General features: G+C 60.9%; 18 protein-coding genes. 12 read left to right on the forward strand and 6 right to left on the reverse strand.

Features of this window, described 5'->3' with window-relative positions:
- Positions 1–3 precede the first annotated feature (3 nt).
- Entirely contained in the window at positions 4–579 is a 576-nt protein-coding gene (locus AD670_RS02050) for a DUF6436 domain-containing protein (RefSeq protein WP_053127880.1), read from the reverse strand.
- Positions 580–678: 99 nt separating this feature from the next.
- On the opposite strand from AD670_RS02050, the gene AD670_RS02055 reads away from it, so the two are divergent.
- A complete protein-coding gene (locus AD670_RS02055) occupies positions 679–1620 on the forward strand; it encodes an alpha/beta hydrolase (RefSeq protein WP_053127882.1) in 942 nt (313 codons plus the stop codon).
- A gap of 42 nt (positions 1621–1662) precedes the next feature.
- On the opposite strand, the gene AD670_RS02060 is transcribed toward AD670_RS02055, so the two are convergent.
- Entirely contained in the window at positions 1663–2415 is a 753-nt protein-coding gene (locus tag AD670_RS02060; protein WP_053127884.1) for a DUF2059 domain-containing protein, read from the reverse strand.
- A gap of 131 nt (positions 2416–2546) precedes the next feature.
- On the opposite strand from AD670_RS02060, the gene AD670_RS02065 reads away from it, so the two are divergent.
- A complete protein-coding gene (locus AD670_RS02065) occupies positions 2547–3179 on the forward strand; it encodes a 2OG-Fe(II) oxygenase (protein WP_053127886.1) in 633 nt (210 codons plus the stop codon).
- Between the two features lie 2 nt (positions 3180–3181).
- The gene (locus AD670_RS02070; protein WP_053127888.1) at positions 3182–3664 is read left to right on the forward strand and encodes a DUF523 domain-containing protein; all 483 of its coding nucleotides are present in this window, start codon (positions 3182–3184) and stop codon (positions 3662–3664) included.
- On the opposite strand, the gene AD670_RS02075 is transcribed toward AD670_RS02070, so the two are convergent.
- Positions 3615–4139 (reverse strand): transporter substrate-binding domain-containing protein, encoded by a 525-nt coding sequence (locus AD670_RS02075; protein ID WP_053127890.1) that lies wholly within the window; start codon positions 4137–4139, stop codon positions 3615–3617. The two genes, AD670_RS02070 and AD670_RS02075, sit on opposite strands and share 50 nt — an antisense overlap.
- Positions 4140–4273: 134 nt before the next feature.
- On the opposite strand from AD670_RS02075, the gene AD670_RS02080 reads away from it, so the two are divergent.
- Complete coding sequence (locus AD670_RS02080; protein ID WP_053127892.1) at positions 4274–4714, forward strand: DUF4399 domain-containing protein; 441 nt, start codon at positions 4274–4276, stop codon at positions 4712–4714.
- Positions 4715–4781: 67 nt separating this feature from the next.
- On the opposite strand, the gene serA is transcribed toward AD670_RS02080, so the two are convergent.
- Positions 4782–6011, reverse strand: coding sequence for a phosphoglycerate dehydrogenase (serA, locus tag AD670_RS02085; protein ID WP_003176761.1), 1230 nt, complete (start codon positions 6009–6011; stop codon positions 4782–4784).
- Between the two features lie 205 nt (positions 6012–6216).
- On the opposite strand from serA, the gene AD670_RS02090 reads away from it, so the two are divergent.
- The 4 genes from AD670_RS02090 to AD670_RS02105 all read left to right on the forward strand — a co-directional run bounded on the left by AD670_RS02090 (position 6217) and on the right by AD670_RS02105 (position 10432).
- Positions 6217–7611 carry an FAD-binding oxidoreductase gene (locus AD670_RS02090; protein WP_053127893.1) on the forward strand — a complete coding sequence of 465 codons (1395 nt, stop codon included), beginning with the start codon at positions 6217–6219 and terminating at the stop codon, positions 7609–7611.
- 22 nt (positions 7612–7633) lie between these two features.
- Positions 7634–8299 carry a fumarylacetoacetate hydrolase family protein gene (locus AD670_RS02095; protein ID WP_053127896.1) on the forward strand — a complete coding sequence of 222 codons (666 nt, stop codon included), beginning with the start codon at positions 7634–7636 and terminating at the stop codon, positions 8297–8299.
- A 171-nt stretch (positions 8300–8470) separates the two neighbouring features.
- Complete coding sequence (locus tag AD670_RS02100) at positions 8471–9397, forward strand: SdiA-regulated domain-containing protein (protein WP_053127898.1); 927 nt, start codon at positions 8471–8473, stop codon at positions 9395–9397.
- A 120-nt stretch (positions 9398–9517) separates the two neighbouring features.
- Positions 9518–10432, forward strand: a complete 915-nt coding sequence (locus AD670_RS02105; RefSeq protein WP_053127900.1) for an SdiA-regulated domain-containing protein — start codon at positions 9518–9520, stop codon at positions 10430–10432.
- 30 nt (positions 10433–10462) lie between these two features.
- On the opposite strand, the gene rpiA is transcribed toward AD670_RS02105, so the two are convergent.
- Positions 10463–11134: a ribose-5-phosphate isomerase RpiA gene (rpiA, locus tag AD670_RS02110; RefSeq protein WP_053127902.1), complete on the reverse strand. Its 672-nt coding sequence runs from the start codon at positions 11132–11134 to the stop codon at positions 10463–10465.
- A 136-nt stretch (positions 11135–11270) separates the two neighbouring features.
- On the opposite strand from rpiA, the gene ilvA reads away from it, so the two are divergent.
- Together ilvA and AD670_RS02120 are read left to right on the forward strand one after the other, a co-directional pair.
- Complete coding sequence (gene ilvA / locus AD670_RS02115; protein ID WP_053127903.1) at positions 11271–12785, forward strand: threonine ammonia-lyase, biosynthetic; 1515 nt, start codon at positions 11271–11273, stop codon at positions 12783–12785.
- Positions 12786–12826: 41 nt separating this feature from the next.
- The gene (locus AD670_RS02120; protein WP_053127906.1) at positions 12827–13240 is read left to right on the forward strand and encodes a DUF2269 family protein; all 414 of its coding nucleotides are present in this window, start codon (positions 12827–12829) and stop codon (positions 13238–13240) included.
- A 102-nt stretch (positions 13241–13342) separates the two neighbouring features.
- Here AD670_RS02120 and AD670_RS02125 read toward each other — a convergent pair whose 3' ends face one another.
- A complete protein-coding gene (locus AD670_RS02125) occupies positions 13343–13999 on the reverse strand; it encodes an HAD family phosphatase (RefSeq protein ID WP_053127908.1) in 657 nt (218 codons plus the stop codon).
- A gap of 143 nt (positions 14000–14142) precedes the next feature.
- Here AD670_RS02125 and AD670_RS02130 point away from each other — a divergent pair, with 143 nt between their 5' ends.
- Positions 14143–14622 carry an RNA pyrophosphohydrolase gene (locus tag AD670_RS02130; protein WP_053128161.1) on the forward strand — a complete coding sequence of 160 codons (480 nt, stop codon included), beginning with the start codon at positions 14143–14145 and terminating at the stop codon, positions 14620–14622.
- 22 nt (positions 14623–14644) lie between these two features.
- Positions 14645–16924, forward strand: coding sequence for a phosphoenolpyruvate--protein phosphotransferase (gene ptsP / locus AD670_RS02135; protein WP_053127910.1), 2280 nt, complete (start codon positions 14645–14647; stop codon positions 16922–16924).
- Positions 16925–17020 lie beyond the last annotated feature (96 nt).

The following is a 17020-nucleotide window of genomic DNA, read 5'->3' on the forward strand; positions in this document are numbered from 1 at the left end:
GAGCTACAGATCTTTCGACCACGAACAATAGCAGCCCACCGCCAGGGTGTGCGTGGCATTCACCGCTCGGCCGGCTTCAAGGGCTTTCAGGATCGGCTCGATAAAACTGTTATTGGAATTGCACGTCAGCCCTTCGCTGTAGGGCCCGAAATACGCGAGCTTGCCGGTGCGGTCCCAGATGCCCACGGCCGGGCTGGCCGGCACCTGGTCGGCGCCAGGCAGGGCGGTGAGGGTTTTCATCTGGCGCAGGTTGTCGGGCAACTGGCCGTGGCTGCCGGCTTTTTGCAGGGCATAGAACTCGACGCCCTGGGGCGCGTACTGCTCGATCAACTCGCCCAGGTGCTGCTGGTTGCCGACATTGCAGGGGCAAGCCGGATCCCAGAAGTGCACCAGGCGGATCGGCCCGGGGCCTGCGAGTTCAGCGGGCAGTTGCAGGGCATCGCCGGAAAACACTGCCGTGTGTTCACTGAAAGCGCGCAGGTAGCGGCCCTGGAACCAGTCATACGCCGCCCACAGCACGCCGGCGCAGATGATCAGGATCAGGCTGGCGAACAGGGCGTTACGGTAAGGCTGTCGCATTCGGATCTATCCTCGCAGGTCGCGTAGCTTGCCATGCTTGTCCTGACAGATGAATATCGCAGCTCGATATTCATCTTCGCCGCAAGTCTGGAACCCTTTATGCCTGTGACCTTTGACCCTGATCACCTTCGTGAAAGCCTGCGGCCCCTGGTGGATGCGCAACCGCTTTCAGCTGAAGCGCGGGTCTACCAGCGTTTCTACGGACTGGACCTGAGTGCGCGCAAAGTCCCGGCTGTGAGTCAGCTGGGGCGTTTCGAGGTGGAGGGATTTGAGGTGGTTGCCCAGGTGTGGCGGCCGCCTGTGCCGGTGGCCACGATGTTTATGTTTCACGGCTTCTACGACCATATGGGCCTGTATCGCCATGTGGTCGACTGGGCATTGGACCAGGGCTTCGTGGTGATCGCCTGCGACTTGCCGGGCCACGGCTTATCCAGTGGCGAGCGTGCCAGCATTGATGATTTTGCGGTGTATCAGGCGGTGGTGCGGGCGCTGTTTGCTCAGGCCCAGGCGCTGCAATTGCCACAGCCCTGGCACTTGTTCGGGCAAAGCACCGGCGGCGCGGTGGTGGTGGACCACTTGCTCAACCATGGCGCTGACAGCCCGGCCCAAGGCAAGACTTTCCTGTTGTCACCGCTGGTGCGACCGCGTGCGTGGGGATGGTCGCAGCTCAGCTATTACCTGTTGCGCCCGTTCGTCAAAGGCATCGCGCGGCGTTTCAGCGAGAACACCCACGACCCGGCGTTCAAACCGTTCCTGGAAGCCGACCCGCTTCAGCCGCGCCAACTGCCAACCGCCTGGGTGGGCGCGCTGGCGCGCTGGATCAAACGCATCGAAGCCGCCCCGCGCAGCCCACGGCGGCCGGTGATTGTGCAGGGTGAGGAAGACATGACGGTGGACTGGCAGCACAACTTGCAGGTGCTGCGGGGCAAGTTCGACCAGCCCGAAGTATTGATGCTGCCGCGTGGCCGGCATCACCTGGCGAATGAGATTCCGGAGATTCGTGAAGAGTACTTTCGGTATTTGACGGACCATCTGAAATAACACGGTGAAAATGTGGGAGGGGGCTTGCCCCTCCCACATTTTCTACTGCGCCAGGCTTGAGGTGCTCTGGCCGACCGCAAGTCCTGCGCGAATCGCCGCCAACGCCGCCTGGTAATACGCCTTACCCTGCGGCGACTCCGCAAACGTCGCGAACTCTTCCAGCTCCGGGTCGGACAGATCCCGATAGACGTACAGCAGGGTGTTGTTCAGATCATTCCCAATCTGTTGCATCAGCCGCTCACGCTGCCCATTCAACATGCCCTGGGCCTGACCCCCACCCAGCAGGCCGGGGATCATCTGGCTCAAACTGTCAGCCGCTACACCGGCAATCGCCAGGCTCACTTCGGCGCCGGCTTCACGGGCGGGCAGGGCTTGGGCCAGGTGGCCGATGATCAGGCTGCGGGTGGCGTCGGCTTCGATCTTGGGCAGGCCCTGGGCATTTTTTGCCAGTTGGTCGCGGCGCGTGGCCAGCAATTCGGCGGCGACGATCTTGCGACCCAGCGGCGACTGGAAGAACGCCAGGGCAGGCGCTGGGTCTGCCAGGTTCTTGCGCAATTGCGCCTCGGCACGCTGGTCCATGGCCTGGGCGGCAAAGCGCTTATTGCTGTTGTCCACCAGCGCCTGGTACACCGCCGGCGGCAGGCTATTGCGGTAGCGTTGCTGGGCGGCACTGAGGGCGTCATTGAAATGTGCACGTTGTTCGGCCCAGCCAGCGACCTTGTACAACTGGTCATGACCGTCTGCCCAGGCGGGCAAAACGCAGAACATCAGCAAGGAAAAAAACAAACGACGCATATGGACTCCTGTCAGTCGGCCACTATTGTCCGTGTCGGGCGTAGGATTTGTCGAGAAGTCCTATCGGTCACCTGACTAAAGTGTATTCAGACGCTCGGCGGCTCTGTCGGATTCACAGGCGTATGGATACTATGCGCGCCATGCAAATACCCCTCGATCACCCCCTGCTGCAACGCATCGTTGATGACCTGGCCGAAAAAGGCTGGTCGCAGCAGAACGGCTTCCTGCCCCAGGCTCTGACCCTGGAACTGGCGGCTGAGTGCCGTAAACGTGCGGCCGAGGGCGAGTTGGCCCCCGCAGCGGTGGGGCGTGGACCGGCCCAGGAGATTCGCGAGGGCATTCGCGGCGACCATATCCAGTGGCTGGAGGAGGGCGACGCGGCGGTCTGCGACAGCTATATGGCGGTGATGGACAGCCTGCGCCTGGCGATGAACCGTGGTTTGTTCCTCGGCCTTGAGGATTTCGAAAGCCACTTCGCGATGTATCCGCCTGGCGCGTTTTACCTGCGGCACCTGGACCGTTTTCGCGACGATGATCGGCGCATGGTGTCGGCGGTGATCTACTTGAACGACGCCTGGCTGCCCGAGCACGGCGGCCAGTTGCGCATGTACCTCAAGGACGGTGTCGAATACGATGTGGTCCCCACTGGCGGATGCCTGGTGGTGTTTCTGTCGGGCGAGGTGCCCCACGAAGTCATGCCCGCCACGCGCGAACGGCTGTCCCTCACCGGCTGGTTTCGCCGGCGCGGCAACGAGCCGTTTTAACCATGCAAAAGATTCTTGTCAGCCGCTGCCTGCTCGGCCACAAGGTGCGCTACGACGGCGGGGCCAGCGGGCCGTTCGATCAACTGGCGGCGTGGCAGGCTGAAGGTCGTGTGATTGCGATCTGCCCGGAAGTGTCGGGCGGTTTGCCGACGCCCAGGCCCTCTGCCGAGATTCCGGGCGGGCAGGGCATTGATGTGTGGGAAGGGCGTGCCCAGGTGCTCACTGCCGACGGTGAAGACTTCAGCGCCGCCTTCCTCGACGGCGCCCGCCAGGCCTTGGCGCTGGTGCAGCGCCACCACATCCGCATTGCCGTGCTCAAGGCCAATAGCCCGTCCTGCGGCAACCTGCTGACCTATGACGGAACCTTTACCGGTGTAAAGGTCAGCGGCGAGGGCGTAACGGCGGCGCTGCTCAAGCGCCACGGCGTGCAGGTGTTCAGTGAGCTGGAGTTGCCTGAGGCGGCACAGGCGTTGGCGCGTCTGTAGGGGCGTCGCCTTCGAACCACTTGTGCGACAGCGCCTTTAATCGGCCATCGTCCTTCACCCGCTTCAAGGCGCCGTCCAAACTCGTCTTGAAGGCCGGGTTGCCCTTCTGGAACGGGATCGCCAACTCAGGCTGCTCGTGATAAGCCTCGCTGAAATCGAACCGATCCTTAAGCTCGGCAGTCATAGCGATATGGTTGATGGCCACATCGTATTTGCCGGTTGAGACCCCAGGCAGCAGGTCGGCGTCATCGGTGGTGATAAATGAGGGACGCACGTCCATTTCTTTTGCCAGCAGTTCACCCAGCTCGACTTCAAAACCGGTGAGTTTGTCGCCTTCCTTGAAGTTGTACGGTGGGGTATTGGCTTCAAGGGCGATGCGCAGCTCGCCGCGATCGTTTACATCGTCGATCAGTTCGGCATGGGCCAAGGGGCTCAGAAGGGGTAGCAAAAGTAACAGGCCAGGCGAAAAGCGCATGGTCACTCCTAGAGAATTCGAATGTGCGAGGCGCCGATCAGCATCGCTTTGCTATGGTGGTGAGTGCCTTTGACAGCAATTTGTCGCGAAGTTGTCAGAACCCTACAGATTTCACAAAAAAACTGGAGAAGCGAATGAAAGCCCTATTGTCCCGTGCAACGATTGCCAGCCTGTTGCTGGGTGCCTCGATGTTGGCGAATGCCGCCGACGTTCCGCGTACCCCCGCGCCCAAAGGGGCTGAGGTGTTTATCGTCTCGCCCAAAGATGGCGCGACCGTCGACAAAACCTTCACCGTGAAGTTTGGCGTCAAGGGCCTGGACCTGGAGCCGATCGACAAACAAGTCCCCAACGCCGGTCACCATCACCTGCTGGTAGACCAGGATGTGCAGTCGCTCAAGGCCGATGAAGCCATTCCAGCCACCGCCACGTCGATTCACTTCGGTAAGGCGCAGACTGAAACCGAGCTGACCCTGACGCCAGGCAAGCACACCCTGCAACTGGTGGCTGGCGACAATGTGCATCGCCAGTTCGACCCGACTGTAGCCTCGAAAGTCATCACGGTTAACGTCAAGTAAGATTTGTTCAGACAAAAAATGGGAGACCCCTGCGGGTCTCCCATTTTTTTGTGCAGCGTTTGCAGCGTTAGAACAACACGCGGCTACGGATAGTGCCGTTGATGTGCTGCAGCTTTTCTTGCGCCAGGTCCGAGTACTCGGCGTCGACGTCGATCACCACGTAGCCGACCTTCTCGTTGGTCTGCAGGAACTGACCGGAGATGTTGATGCCGTTTTCCGCGAACACCTTGTTGATCTCCATCATCACGCCAGGGATGTTCTGGTGGATGTGCAGCAGGCGGTGCTTGCCAGGGTGAGCCGGCAGGGCCACTTCCGGGAAGTTGACCGACGATACCGAGGTACCGTTGTCGCTGTACTTGACCAGTTTCTCCGACACTTCCAGGCCGATGTTGGCTTGGGCTTCGGCAGTGGAACCACCGATGTGCGGGGTCAGGATCACGTTGTCCAGGCCACGCAGCGGGCTTTCGAAGATGTCGTCGTTGGAGCGTGGCTCCACCGGGAACACGTCGATTGCCGCGCCGATCAGGTGCTTGTCCTTGATCGCGTCGGCCAGGGCGTCCAACTCGACCACGGTGCCGCGTGCCGCGTTGATCAGGATGCCGCCTTTCTTGATGGCGCGGATTTCCTTCTCGCCGATCATCCACTGGGTCTCAGCGGTTTCCGGAACGTGCAGGGTGACGATGTCGGACATGCCCAGCAGTTCGGTCAGGCTCGACACCTGGGTGGCGTTGCCCAATGGCAGCTTGGTCAGGGTGTCGTAGAAGAACACCTGCATGCCCAGGCCTTCGGCCAGTACCGACAGTTGCGTGCCGATCGAACCGTAACCGACGATACCCAGCTTCTTGCCACGGATTTCGAAGGAGTTGGCCGCGCTCTTGATCCAGCCGCCACGGTGGCAGGAAGCGTTCTTCTCAGGGATACCGCGCAACAGCAGGATGGCCTCGGCCAGCACCAGCTCCGCGACGGAACGGGTGTTGGAGTACGGGGCATTGAACACTGCGATGCCGCGCTCGCGCGCTGCGTTGAGGTCGACCTGGTTGGTGCCGATGCAGAAACAGCCAACTGCCACGAGCTTCTTGGCGTGATCGAAGATCTCTTCGGTCAGTTGAGTGCGGGAGCGAATGCCGATGAAGTGTGCATCGGCGATCTTTTCCTTGAGCTGGGCTTCCGGCAGAGAACTGGTGATGTACTCAATGCTGGTGTACCCGGCAGCTTTCAGAACGTCGACAGCCGATGGGTGGACGCCTTCCAGAAGAAGGAACTTGATCTTGCTCTTATCGAGAGAAGTCTTGCTCATCTGCGTAAACCTGTATCCCGGAGAAAAATGGCAGGGAATCGAGCAGCGCAAGCTGACCCGGACGGCAGGAAAGCCGTCACCGCAGAAACGCCCTTGGGCTCTGTCCTGCGGGGGCGGTATGCTAGCATACGCGCCCCGCTAAACACTCATTCCTGCGACGTGAAGCGTTCTCAGGATGACCATGAATTGTTCGAGAGTTCTGTCGATGACCCATCCTGCCCTGATTGATGAGCTAAAGACCCTGGTTGAGCCCGGCAAAGTGCTGACCGACGCCGACTCCCTGGAGGCTTACGGCAAGGATTGGACCAAGCACTTCGCGCCCGCGCCCACCGCCATCGTGTTCCCCAAGACCACCGAGCAGGTGCAGGCCATTGTCCGTTGGGCCAATGAGCACAAGGTGGCGCTGGTGCCATCCGGTGGTCGTACCGGCCTGTCGGCTGCTGCCGTGGCGGCCAACGGCGAAGTGGTCGTCTCGTTCGACTATATGAACCAGATCCTCGACGTGAACCTCACCGACCGCACCGCCGTGTGCCAGCCGGGCGTGGTCACCAAGCAATTGCAGAACGTCGCCGAAGAAAAAGGCCTGTACTACCCGGTGGACTTCGCATCGTCCGGTTCCAGCCAGATTGGCGGTAATATCGGCACCAATGCCGGCGGGATCAAGGTCATTCGCTACGGTATGACCCGCAATTGGGTGGCCGGCATGAAAGTCGTCACCGGCAAGGGCGATGTGCTGGAGCTGAACCGCGACCTGATCAAGAACGCCACCGGCTACGACATGCGCCAACTGTTTATCGGCGCCGAAGGCACCCTGGGCTTTGTGGTCGAAGCCACCATGCGCCTGGACCGTGCGCCGAAAAATCTCACGGCGATGGTGCTCGGCACCACCGATTTCGACTCGATCATGCCGGTGCTGCACGCCTTCCAGAGCAAGCTGGACCTGACTGCCTTCGAATTCTTCTCCGACAAGGCCCTGGCCAAAGTCCTCGGCCGTGGCGATGTGCCGGCGCCGTTCGAAACCGAGTGCCCGTTCTACGCGCTGCTGGAATTCGAAGCCACCACCGAAGAAGTCGCCAACCACGCCCTGGAAACCTTCGAACACTGCGTCGAGCAGGGCTGGGTGCTGGACGGCGTGATGAGCCAGAGCGAAACCCAGCTGCATAACCTGTGGAAGCTACGCGAGTACATCTCCGAAACCATTTCCCACTGGACGCCGTACAAGAACGATATTTCGGTCACCGTCTCCAAAGTGCCGGCGTTCTTGAAGGAAATTGATGCGATCGTCGGTGAACACTACCCAGACTTCGAAATTGTCTGGTTCGGCCATATCGGCGACGGCAACCTGCACCTGAACATCCTCAAGCCGGAAAACCTGAGCAAGGATGAGTTCTTCGCCAAGTGCGCCACCGTGAACAAGTGGGTGTTCGAAACCGTGCAGAAATACAACGGTTCGATCTCCGCCGAGCACGGCGTGGGCATGACCAAGCGCGATTACCTGACCTACAGCCGCTCGCCGGTTGAGATCGAATACATGAAAGCAGTGAAGGCAGTGTTCGACCCGAACGGGATCATGAACCCTGGCAAGATCTTCGCTGTTTAACCGCCCCCGAAGGAGTCGTTTCATGAGCTACCAGCACAAGTACGTCGACGGCACCAACATCCACTTTCCTGTGGGTAAAGTGGTGTGCATTGGGCGTAACTACGCCGAACATGCCAAGGAACTGGACAACCCGGTACCGACCGAGCCGTTGCTGTTCATCAAGCCGGGCAGTTGCGTCGTGCCGCTGGAAGGCGGTTTCAGCATTCCGACCGAGCGCGGTTCGGTGCACTACGAGGCGGAAATCGCGGTATTGATCGGCAAGCCGCTGTCGAACAAGCCGAGCCGCGAAGAAGTGCTGGACGCCATCTCCGGTTTCGCCCCGGCCCTGGACTTGACCCTGCGCGACAAGCAAGCCGAGCTGAAAGCCAAGGGCCTGCCGTGGGAAATCGCCAAGTCCTTCGACGGTGCGGCGGTGATTGCGCCGTTCGTGGTCGGCAGCACGTTCCCGGATGTCACCGATATTGGCATTCGCCTGACCATCAATGGCGAAGTGCGCCAGGACGGCAACAGCGCGATCATGCTTAACCCGATCGTGCCGATGATCCAGTACATGGCCGGCTGCTTCTCGCTGCAGGCCGGCGACGTGATCCTCACCGGCACCCCGGCCGGCGTGGGGCCGTTGAATGTGGGTGATGAGCTGGTGCTGGAACTGAGCGGCGTGAATCGCTTCGAAAGCAGCGTTCGATAAGCACCTGATGTGGGAGGGGACTTGCTCCCTCCCACAGTGGGTCCGAGTCCATCTCGTGCATCGGCTTTTGCATTTTTTTCACACGCCATCCGGATAATCCTCAGCCTCCAGCGCGCGGGCCCGTTGATCCTGTGCTATCACCTACCGCTGACTTTCCGGAAAAAGCACCCCATGGCCGTGTCCCTGCCCTCCGCAACACCTAAGCCGCGTTCTCGCTTTGCCTTGCGCTGGTATTCCTGGTTATTTCTGGCGGGCGCCATCGTGTATGGCATTTCCTGGGCCATGCACTGGGACGACCGCGGCCTGCTGTGGGTGCTGGAGCGCTTCGAAACCCCGGCCGAGCGCCAGGAGAGCGTGTGGTTGCCGGACTACCATGCCGTGATCGATGGCAAGCTGCTGCCGGGCATGGAGAAGGACGAGGCATCGGATGTCTCCTACAGCCCGCAGACCAAAACCCTGTTTTCCGTGATGGGCAAGAATCCCTTCCTCGTCGAACTGAGCCTGCAGGGCGACGTGCTGCGCAAGATGCCGCTCAATGGCTGGGACAATCCGGAAGGCGTGACCGTGATGGAAAATGGCCTGATAGCGGTGGTCGACGAACGCCAGCACACCCTGACCATCGTTAAGGTCGACGCCACCACCCAGCAATTGAACAAGGCCGACTTCCCGAGCTATGACCTGGGCCCGTCCAAGGACCAGAACAAAGCGTTCGAAGGGCTCACCTGGGACAAGCGCAATCAGCAATTTGTGCTGGGTGAAGAGCGCCCGCCGGCGTTGTTCACCTGGAAAAGCGACGGCAGCCAGACCCTGGTCGGCGATAAACAGAAACTGGCCAGCAAAGAGCTGGATATGCGCAACCTCTCGGCCCTGGCCATCGACCCGCGCACCGGCCATCTGCTGGTGTTATCGGCCGACTCCCACTTGCTGCTGGAGTTGGACGAGAAGGGCGAACAAGTCAGCTTCATGACCCTGCTCGGTGGTTTCAATGGCCTCAAGAACACCATCCCCCGTGCAGAAGGGGTGACCATGGATGAGGACGGCACGCTCTACATTGTCAGCGAGCCAAACTTGTTCTATCGGTTCGAAAAGCAGAAGTAACGGACGAATTACGTCGGATATCTCTCTATTAGCGGCATTCGCCAGACACCAGGGCGCGTTTAAGTTTAAATTCAGACAGGCGTGATATTCATTCGCCACTTTTGACTTTGAGCCCGTCCGATGCGTCGATTTGCCCGCCCCACACCCATTCTCTTCATGCTTGCGCTGATCGCGGTGGTCAGCGCCGGGGCGGTTGCGCAGCACTATCGCCTGTTCGAACGTGCCTGGTTCAACTGGCAGGCCTGGCGCCAGCCGGCAGACGAGCGCTCCATCGGCCTGGCGGATTACCGGGTGACCCTGGAGGCCCAGGTTATCGAAGGGCTCGACGACGATGTCTCGGCCCTCACCTACGATCCGGTGCGCAAAAGCCTGTTTACCGTCACCAATCAAAACGCCGAACTGATCGAGCTGTCCCTTGAGGGCAAGATCCTGCGGCGCATTCCTTTGGTGGGGTTCGGTGATGCCGAGGCGGTGGAATTTATCAGCGACAACATCTACGTCATCACCGACGAACGCCAGCAGCGGCTGATCAAGGTGCATGTGGACGACGACACCCAATTCCTCGACGCCGCCGATGCGGAGCAGATGACCCTGGGCCTGCATGTCGGGGGCAACAAGGGTTTTGAGGGATTGGCCTATGACTCAGTCGGCAAGCGCCTGTTCGTGGCCAAGGAGCGCGACCCGATGCTGATCTATGAGGTCCACGGGTTTCCCCATTTCAAACCGGAAAAAACCTACTCGGTGCACGTGATCAACAACCCCAAGCGCGATGCCGGGCTGTTTGTGCGCGACCTGTCGAGCCTGCAATACGATGAGCGCAGCGGCCATCTGCTGGCGCTGTCGGATGAGTCGTTTCTGGTGTTGGAGTTGGATATCGACGGTCGCCCACTGAGCAGTCTGTCTCTGCTCAATGGGCGCCACGGCCTGAAAAAGCGGGTGCCGCAGGCCGAAGGGATCGCCATGGATGACGAGGGCACGTTGTACCTGGTCAGCGAGCCGAACCTGTTCTATGTGTTCAAGAAGTCCACTCCCTGAGACACCGCCCCTCCCACAGTTGGTTTTGCATCAGGCTTTAAGGGTTTTTACGCCTTCAGAAGTGCCCAGCAGCAGCACATCGGCCGGACGCGCGGCGAACAGGCCGTTGGTGACCACGCCGACGATGGCGTTGATTTGAGTCTCAAGCTCCACCGGGTTGGTGATCTGCATGTTGAACACGTCGAGGATGATGTTGCCGTTGTCGGTCAACACGCCTTCGCGGTACACCGGATCGCCACCCAGCTTCACCAGCTCGCGGGCCACGTGGCTGCGGGCCATCGGGATGACTTCCACCGGCAGTGGGAACGCGCCAAGTACCGGCACCAGTTTGCTGGCGTCGGCGATGCAGATAAAGGTCTTGGCCACCGCCGCGACGATTTTCTCGCGGGTCAGGGCGGCGCCGCCGCCTTTGATCAGGTTCAGGTGTTCGTCGCTTTCATCGGCGCCGTCGACGTAGAACTCCAGGTCGCTCACGGTGTTGAGCTCGTACACCGGAATGCCATGGCCCTTGAGGCGCGCGGCGGTGGCTTCGGAACTGGCCACGGCGCCGTCGAATGCGCCTTTGTGCTGGGCCAGCGCATCGATAAAGCAGTTGGCGGTGGAGCCGGTGCCGACACCGACGATGCTCTTGTCGTCGAGTTTAGGAAGGATTAAATCGACGGCGGCCTGGGCCACTGCCTGTTTGAGTTGATCCTGGGTCATGCGGGCTCCGGAACGGGCGGGGAGTAAAGAGGGGCGCGAGTATAACCCAACAAAACCTCTGGATTCGTGTGGTCGCCCGGCCAAACGCTGGGTTAGACTCCTTGGCCCTGCCCAACCCGCCCAGTGACTTCCGCCGATGCTTGAACAGTACGTCAAAAAGATCCTCACCTCGCGCGTCTATGACGTTGCCGTAGAAACCCCGCTGCAGACCGCTCGCCAGCTCTCCGAGCGGCTGGGCAACAAGGTCTGGCTCAAGCGTGAAGACTTGCAGCCGGTGTTCTCGTTCAAGATTCGCGGCGCGTACAACAAGCTGACTCAGTTGACGGCTGAAGAGCGTGCGCGCGGCGTCGTCACGGCCTCGGCGGGCAATCATGCGCAGGGCCTGGCCCTGGCGGCCAAGGTGCTGGGGGTCAAGGCCACCATCGTGATGCCCAAGACCACCCCGGAGATCAAGGTCGAAGGCGTGCGCTCCCGTGGCGGCAAAGTGGTGCTGCACGGCGATTCCTTCCCGGAAGCCCTGGCCTACTCGCTCAAGCTGGTCGACGAAAAAGGCTACGTCTACATTCACCCCTACGATGATCCGCACACCATTGCCGGGCAGGGCACCGTGGCGATGGAAATCCTGCGCCAGCACCCAGGGCCGCTGGACGCGATTTTCGTACCGGTGGGCGGCGGCGGGCTGATCGCCGGCATCGCCGCGTACGTGAAATACCTGCGTCCGGAGATCAAGATCATCGGCGTCGAACCGGACGACTCCAACTGCCTGCAAGCCGCCATGGCCGCCGGCGAGCGTGTGGTGTTGCCCAGTGTGGGTATCTTTGCCGACGGTGTGGCGGTGGCGCAGATCGGCCAGCACACCTTCGACATCTGCAAACACTACGTGGATGAAGTGATCACCGTGAGCACCGATGAAATCTGCGCGGCGATCAAGGACATCTACGACGACACCCGCTCCATCACCGAGCCTGCCGGCGCGCTGGGTGTGGCGGGGATCAAGAAATACGTGGAGACCCGTGGCGTCACCGGCCAGACACTGGTGGCCATCGACTCCGGCGCCAACGTCAACTTCGACCGCCTGCGCCATGTAGCCGAGCGCGCCGAGCTGGGTGAAGGCCGCGAAGCCATCATCGCCGTGACCATCCCCGAGAAACCGGGCAGCTTCAAGGCGTTCTGCGAGGCCGTGGGCAAGCGCCAGATCACCGAATTCAATTACCGCTATCACTCCGGCAGCGAAGCGCACATTTTTGTCGGTGTGCAGACCCACCCGGAAAACGACCCGCGCAGTGCGCTGATCACCAGCCTCACCAGCAAGGGTTTCCCGGTGCTGGACCTGACCGAGAACGAATTGGCCAAGTTGCACATTCGCCATATGGTCGGCGGGCATGCGGCCAAGGTCAGTGATGAAGTGGTGTTTCGCTTCGAATTCCCCGAACGTCCGGGGGCCTTGTTCAACTTTCTTAATAAATTGGGCGGGCGCTGGAACATCTCGATGTTCCACTACCGCAACCACGGCGCCGCTGACGGCCGTGTGGTCGCGGGCCTGCAAGTGCCGGCGAGCGAGCGTCACCTGGTCCCGGCAGCCCTGGAAGCCATTGGCTACCCGTATTGGGACGAAAGCGATAACCCGGCCTACAAACTGTTTCTCGGTTGAGCGACTACGCTGATTGGGGCGGCCTTTAAGGAAGACGACACATGGACACCCTTACCACCCTCAAAGTTATCCACATAGCCGCCACGGTGGTGTTGCTGCTCAGTGGCCTCGGCCTGGCGCTGCTGGCCTGGCGCAAGCGCAGCGCCGGCCCGGCCGTGACTGTGCAGCGCCCGTGGGCGTTCGTGTGGTTGCTGATGGGCGTTTGCATGCTCAGCATGCCGTTTACCGGCTGGTGGCTGGCGCACCTGATCGGCTGGCCGCTGGGGCAGACCTGGATTCTGGCTTCCAGCATCCTCTATACCGTGGCGGCGCTGGCCTGGTTCTGGCTGGTGGCACGGCTTAACCGCCTGCGCAAAGGCGAGGGCGGTAGCTTGAATTTCACCCTGGTGCTGGCGGTGGTGAGCCTGGTGGGGTTTGTGGCGATTGCAGGGTTGATGGGCGCGAAGCCGGTTTAGGGTTTTAGACCGCGTCGGCTGCATCGGGGGCAAGCCCCCTCCCACATTTAACCGAGTACATCCTTTGGAATCCGGTCGAGTGTGGGGGGGCCGATAAGGCCATCAGCTACGCAGCGTAATCACCGGCCAACCACGCTTCTCGGCTTCAGCGCGCAGATTCGGATCCGGGTCCACCGCTACCGGATGCGTCACCTGCTCCAGCAGTGGCAGGTCATTCATCGAGTCGCTATAGAAGTAGCTGTCTTCCAGGCTGTACCCAGTCTCTTCCAGCCAACGATTCAAGCGCGTCACCTTGCCCTCGCGAAAGCACGGTACGTCGGTGCTGCGTCCGGTGTAGCGGCCGTTTTCCATCTCGCATTCGGTGGCGATCAGGGTTTCGACGCCCAGGCGTGCGGCAATTGGCGCGGTGACGAAACGATTGGTGGCGGTGATGATCACCAGCTTGTCGCCAGCGGCGCGGTGCTTGGCCAGCAGTTCTGAGGCCAGCGGCAGCATGATCGGCTCGATGCAGTCGCGCATATAGTCATTGTGCCATTCGTCCAACTGAGTCATCTCGGTGCGGCCGAGGATTTCCAGGCAGAAGTTCAGGTAGGCGGCGTTGTCCAGCTTGCCGGCCAGGTAGTCCTGGTAGAACTCGTCGTTGCGAGCCTTGTAGGCCACCGGGTCGAGAATCCCCCGTGCGCAGAGGTAATCGCCCCAGGCGTGGTCGCTGTCACCGCCGAGAAGGGTGTTGTCCAAGTCGAATAAAGCCAGGCGCATTGCAGTTACTCGCTGAAAAGTCTGTAAAAAGGCGTCCAGAATACGGTCTTTTCACAAGAGTGCACATAAGGTAAGAAGCCTCGTTGCCGCTGGAACAACCTTTGTGGAACAATGCGGCGACATGCGTTTGCGAGGTTGTTGCCGTGATCGACCCCGATGGTTTCCGTCCTAATGTCGGGATTATTCTTACGAATGATGCCGGACAGGTGCTATGGGCTCGCCGAATCAACCAAGATGCCTGGCAGTTTCCTCAAGGCGGAATCAACCCCGATGAAACCCCTGAAGACGCCCTGTACCGTGAGTTGAATGAAGAAGTCGGCCTTGAGCGCGAAGATGTGCAAATTCTGGCCTGTACCCGGGGCTGGTTGCGCTATCGTTTGCCGCAACGCCTGGTGCGTACCCACAGCCAACCGCTGTGCATCGGCCAGAAGCAGAAATGGTTTCTCCTGCGCCTGATCTCCAACGAGCAGCGGGTGCGGATGGATTTGACCGGTAAACCGGAGTTCGATGGCTGGCGCTGGGTCAGCTATTGGTACCCGTTGGGCCAGGTGGTGACATTCAAGCGCGAGGTTTATCGTCGCGCTCTCAAAGAGCTTGCCCCGCGCCTTTTATCGCGCGACTGACGACGGAGTTCGACCCCGAGCCATGCTCAATACGCTGCGCAAGATCGTCCAGGAAGTTAACTCCGCCAAGGATCTCAAGGCGGCGTTGGGGATTATTGTGTTGCGCGTCAAGGAAGCCATGGGCAGCCAGGTCTGCTCGGTTTACCTGCTGGACCCAGAGACCAACCGTTTTGTGCTGATGGCCACCGAGGGCTTGAACAAGCGCTCCATCGGCAAGGTCAGCATGGCGCCCAATGAAGGTCTCGTGGGCTTGGTGGGGACGCGTGAAGAACCCCTGAACCTTGAAAACGCGGCCGATCACCCGCGTTATCGCTACTTTGCCGAAACCGGCGAAGAGCGCTACGCCTCGTTCCTCGGCGCACCGATCATTCACCACCGCCGCGTCGTCGGCGTGTTGGTTATCCAGCAGAAAGAGCGTCGCCAGTTCGACGAAGGTGAAGAAGCCTTCCTCGTGACCATGAGCGCGCAGCTCGCCGGGGTTATTGCCCACGCCGAAGCTACCGGCTCGATTCGCGGCTTGGGGCGCCAGGGCAAGGGTATCCAGGAAGCCAAGTTCGTCGGCGTACCGGGTTCGCCGGGGGCGGCGGTCGGTACTGCCGTGGTCATGCTGCCGCCGGCCGACCTCGATGTGGTGCCGGACAAGCACGTCGACGACATCGACGCTGAAATCAAACTGTTCAAGACGGCCCTGGAAGGCGTGCGCGCCGACATGCGCAACCTGTCGACCAAGCTGGCCACCCAGTTGCGCCCCGAAGAGCGCGCGCTGTTCGACGTGTACCAGATGATGCTCGACGACGCGTCCCTCGGGAACGAAGTCAAGACCGTGATCAAGACCGGCCAATGGGCCCAGGGCGCACTGCGCCAGGTGGTCACCGATCACGTCAACCGTTTCGAATTGATGGACGACGCCTACCTGCGCGAGCGGGCCTCGGATGTGCGCGACCTTGGCCGCCGTCTGCTGGCCTACCTGCAGGAGGACCGCACCACCAACCTGGTCTACCCCGACAACACCATCCTGATCAGTGAAGAACTGACCGCCACCATGCTCGGCGAAGTGCCCGAAGGCAAACTGGTGGGCCTGGTCTCGGTACTCGGTTCGGGCAACTCCCACGTCGCGATCCTGGCCCGGGCCATGGGCATTCCGACGGTGATGGGCCTGGTGGACCTGCCGTACTCCAAGGTCGATGGCATCGACATGATCGTCGACGGCCATCGTGGTGAAGTCTTTACCAACCCCAGCGATTTGCTGCGCAAGCAATACGCCGAGGTGGTGGAAGAAGAAAAGCAACTGGCGCTGGGTCTCGACTCGTTGCGCGAGCTGCCCTGCGTAACCCTCGACGGCCACCGTGTGCCGCTGCTGGTCAACACCGGCCTGCTGGCCGATGTGGCCCGCGCGCAACAGCGTGGCGCCGAAGGGGTGGGGCTGTACCGCACCGAAGTGCCGTTCATGATCAACCAGCGTTTTCCGAGTGAGAAGGAGCAGCTGGCGATTTATCGCGAGCAACTGTCCGCCTTCCACCCGTTGCCGGTGACCATGCGCAGCCTGGATATCGGCGGCGACAAGTCACTGTCGTATTTCCCTATCAAGGAAGACAACCCCTTCCTCGGCTGGCGCGGTATTCGCGTGACCCTCGACCACCCGGAAATCTTCCTGGTGCAGACCCGCGCCATGCTCAAGGCCAGCGAAGGCCTGAACAACCTGCGCATCCTGCTGCCGATGATCTCCGGCACCCATGAGCTGGAAGAAGCCCTGCACCTGATCCACCGCGCCTGGGGCGAAGTGCGCGACGAAGGCGCCGACGTACCGATGCCGCCGATTGGCGTGATGATCGAAATCCCGGCGGCGGTGTACCAGGCCAAGGAACTGGCACGGCAGGTGGACTTCCTGTCGGTGGGCTCCAACGACCTGACCCAGTACCTGCTGGCCGTGGACCGTAACAACCCGCGGGTAGCCGACCTCTATGACTACCTGCACCCGGCGGTGCTGCAAGCCCTGCAAAACGTGGTGCGCGACGCCCATGCCGAAGGCAAGCCGGTAAGTATCTGCGGTGAAATGGCCGGCGACCCGGCAGCGGCGGTGCTGTTGATGGCGATGGGTTTTGACAGCCTGTCGATGAACGCCACCAACTTGCCGAAGGTGAAGTGGATGCTGCGCCAGGTTGAACTGAGCATGGCCAAGGATCTGCTGGCCGAGTTGATGACCATCGACAACCCGCAGGTTATCCACAGCTCGCTGCAATTGGCGCTGAAGAACCTGGGGCTGACACGGATGATCAACCCGGCTTCCGCCAAAACCTTGTAGGCGCGAGCGTGCTCGCGAAGAACCTCAACGATAACGCGGGGAGCCTGATTCCCTGCGGCGTTCTCAGGTTTTTCGCGAGCAAGAACTAGGCGTCCC

This window comes from Pseudomonas sp. MIACH (assembly GCF_001269925.1).
Classification (GTDB): domain Bacteria; phylum Pseudomonadota; class Gammaproteobacteria; order Pseudomonadales; family Pseudomonadaceae; genus Aquipseudomonas.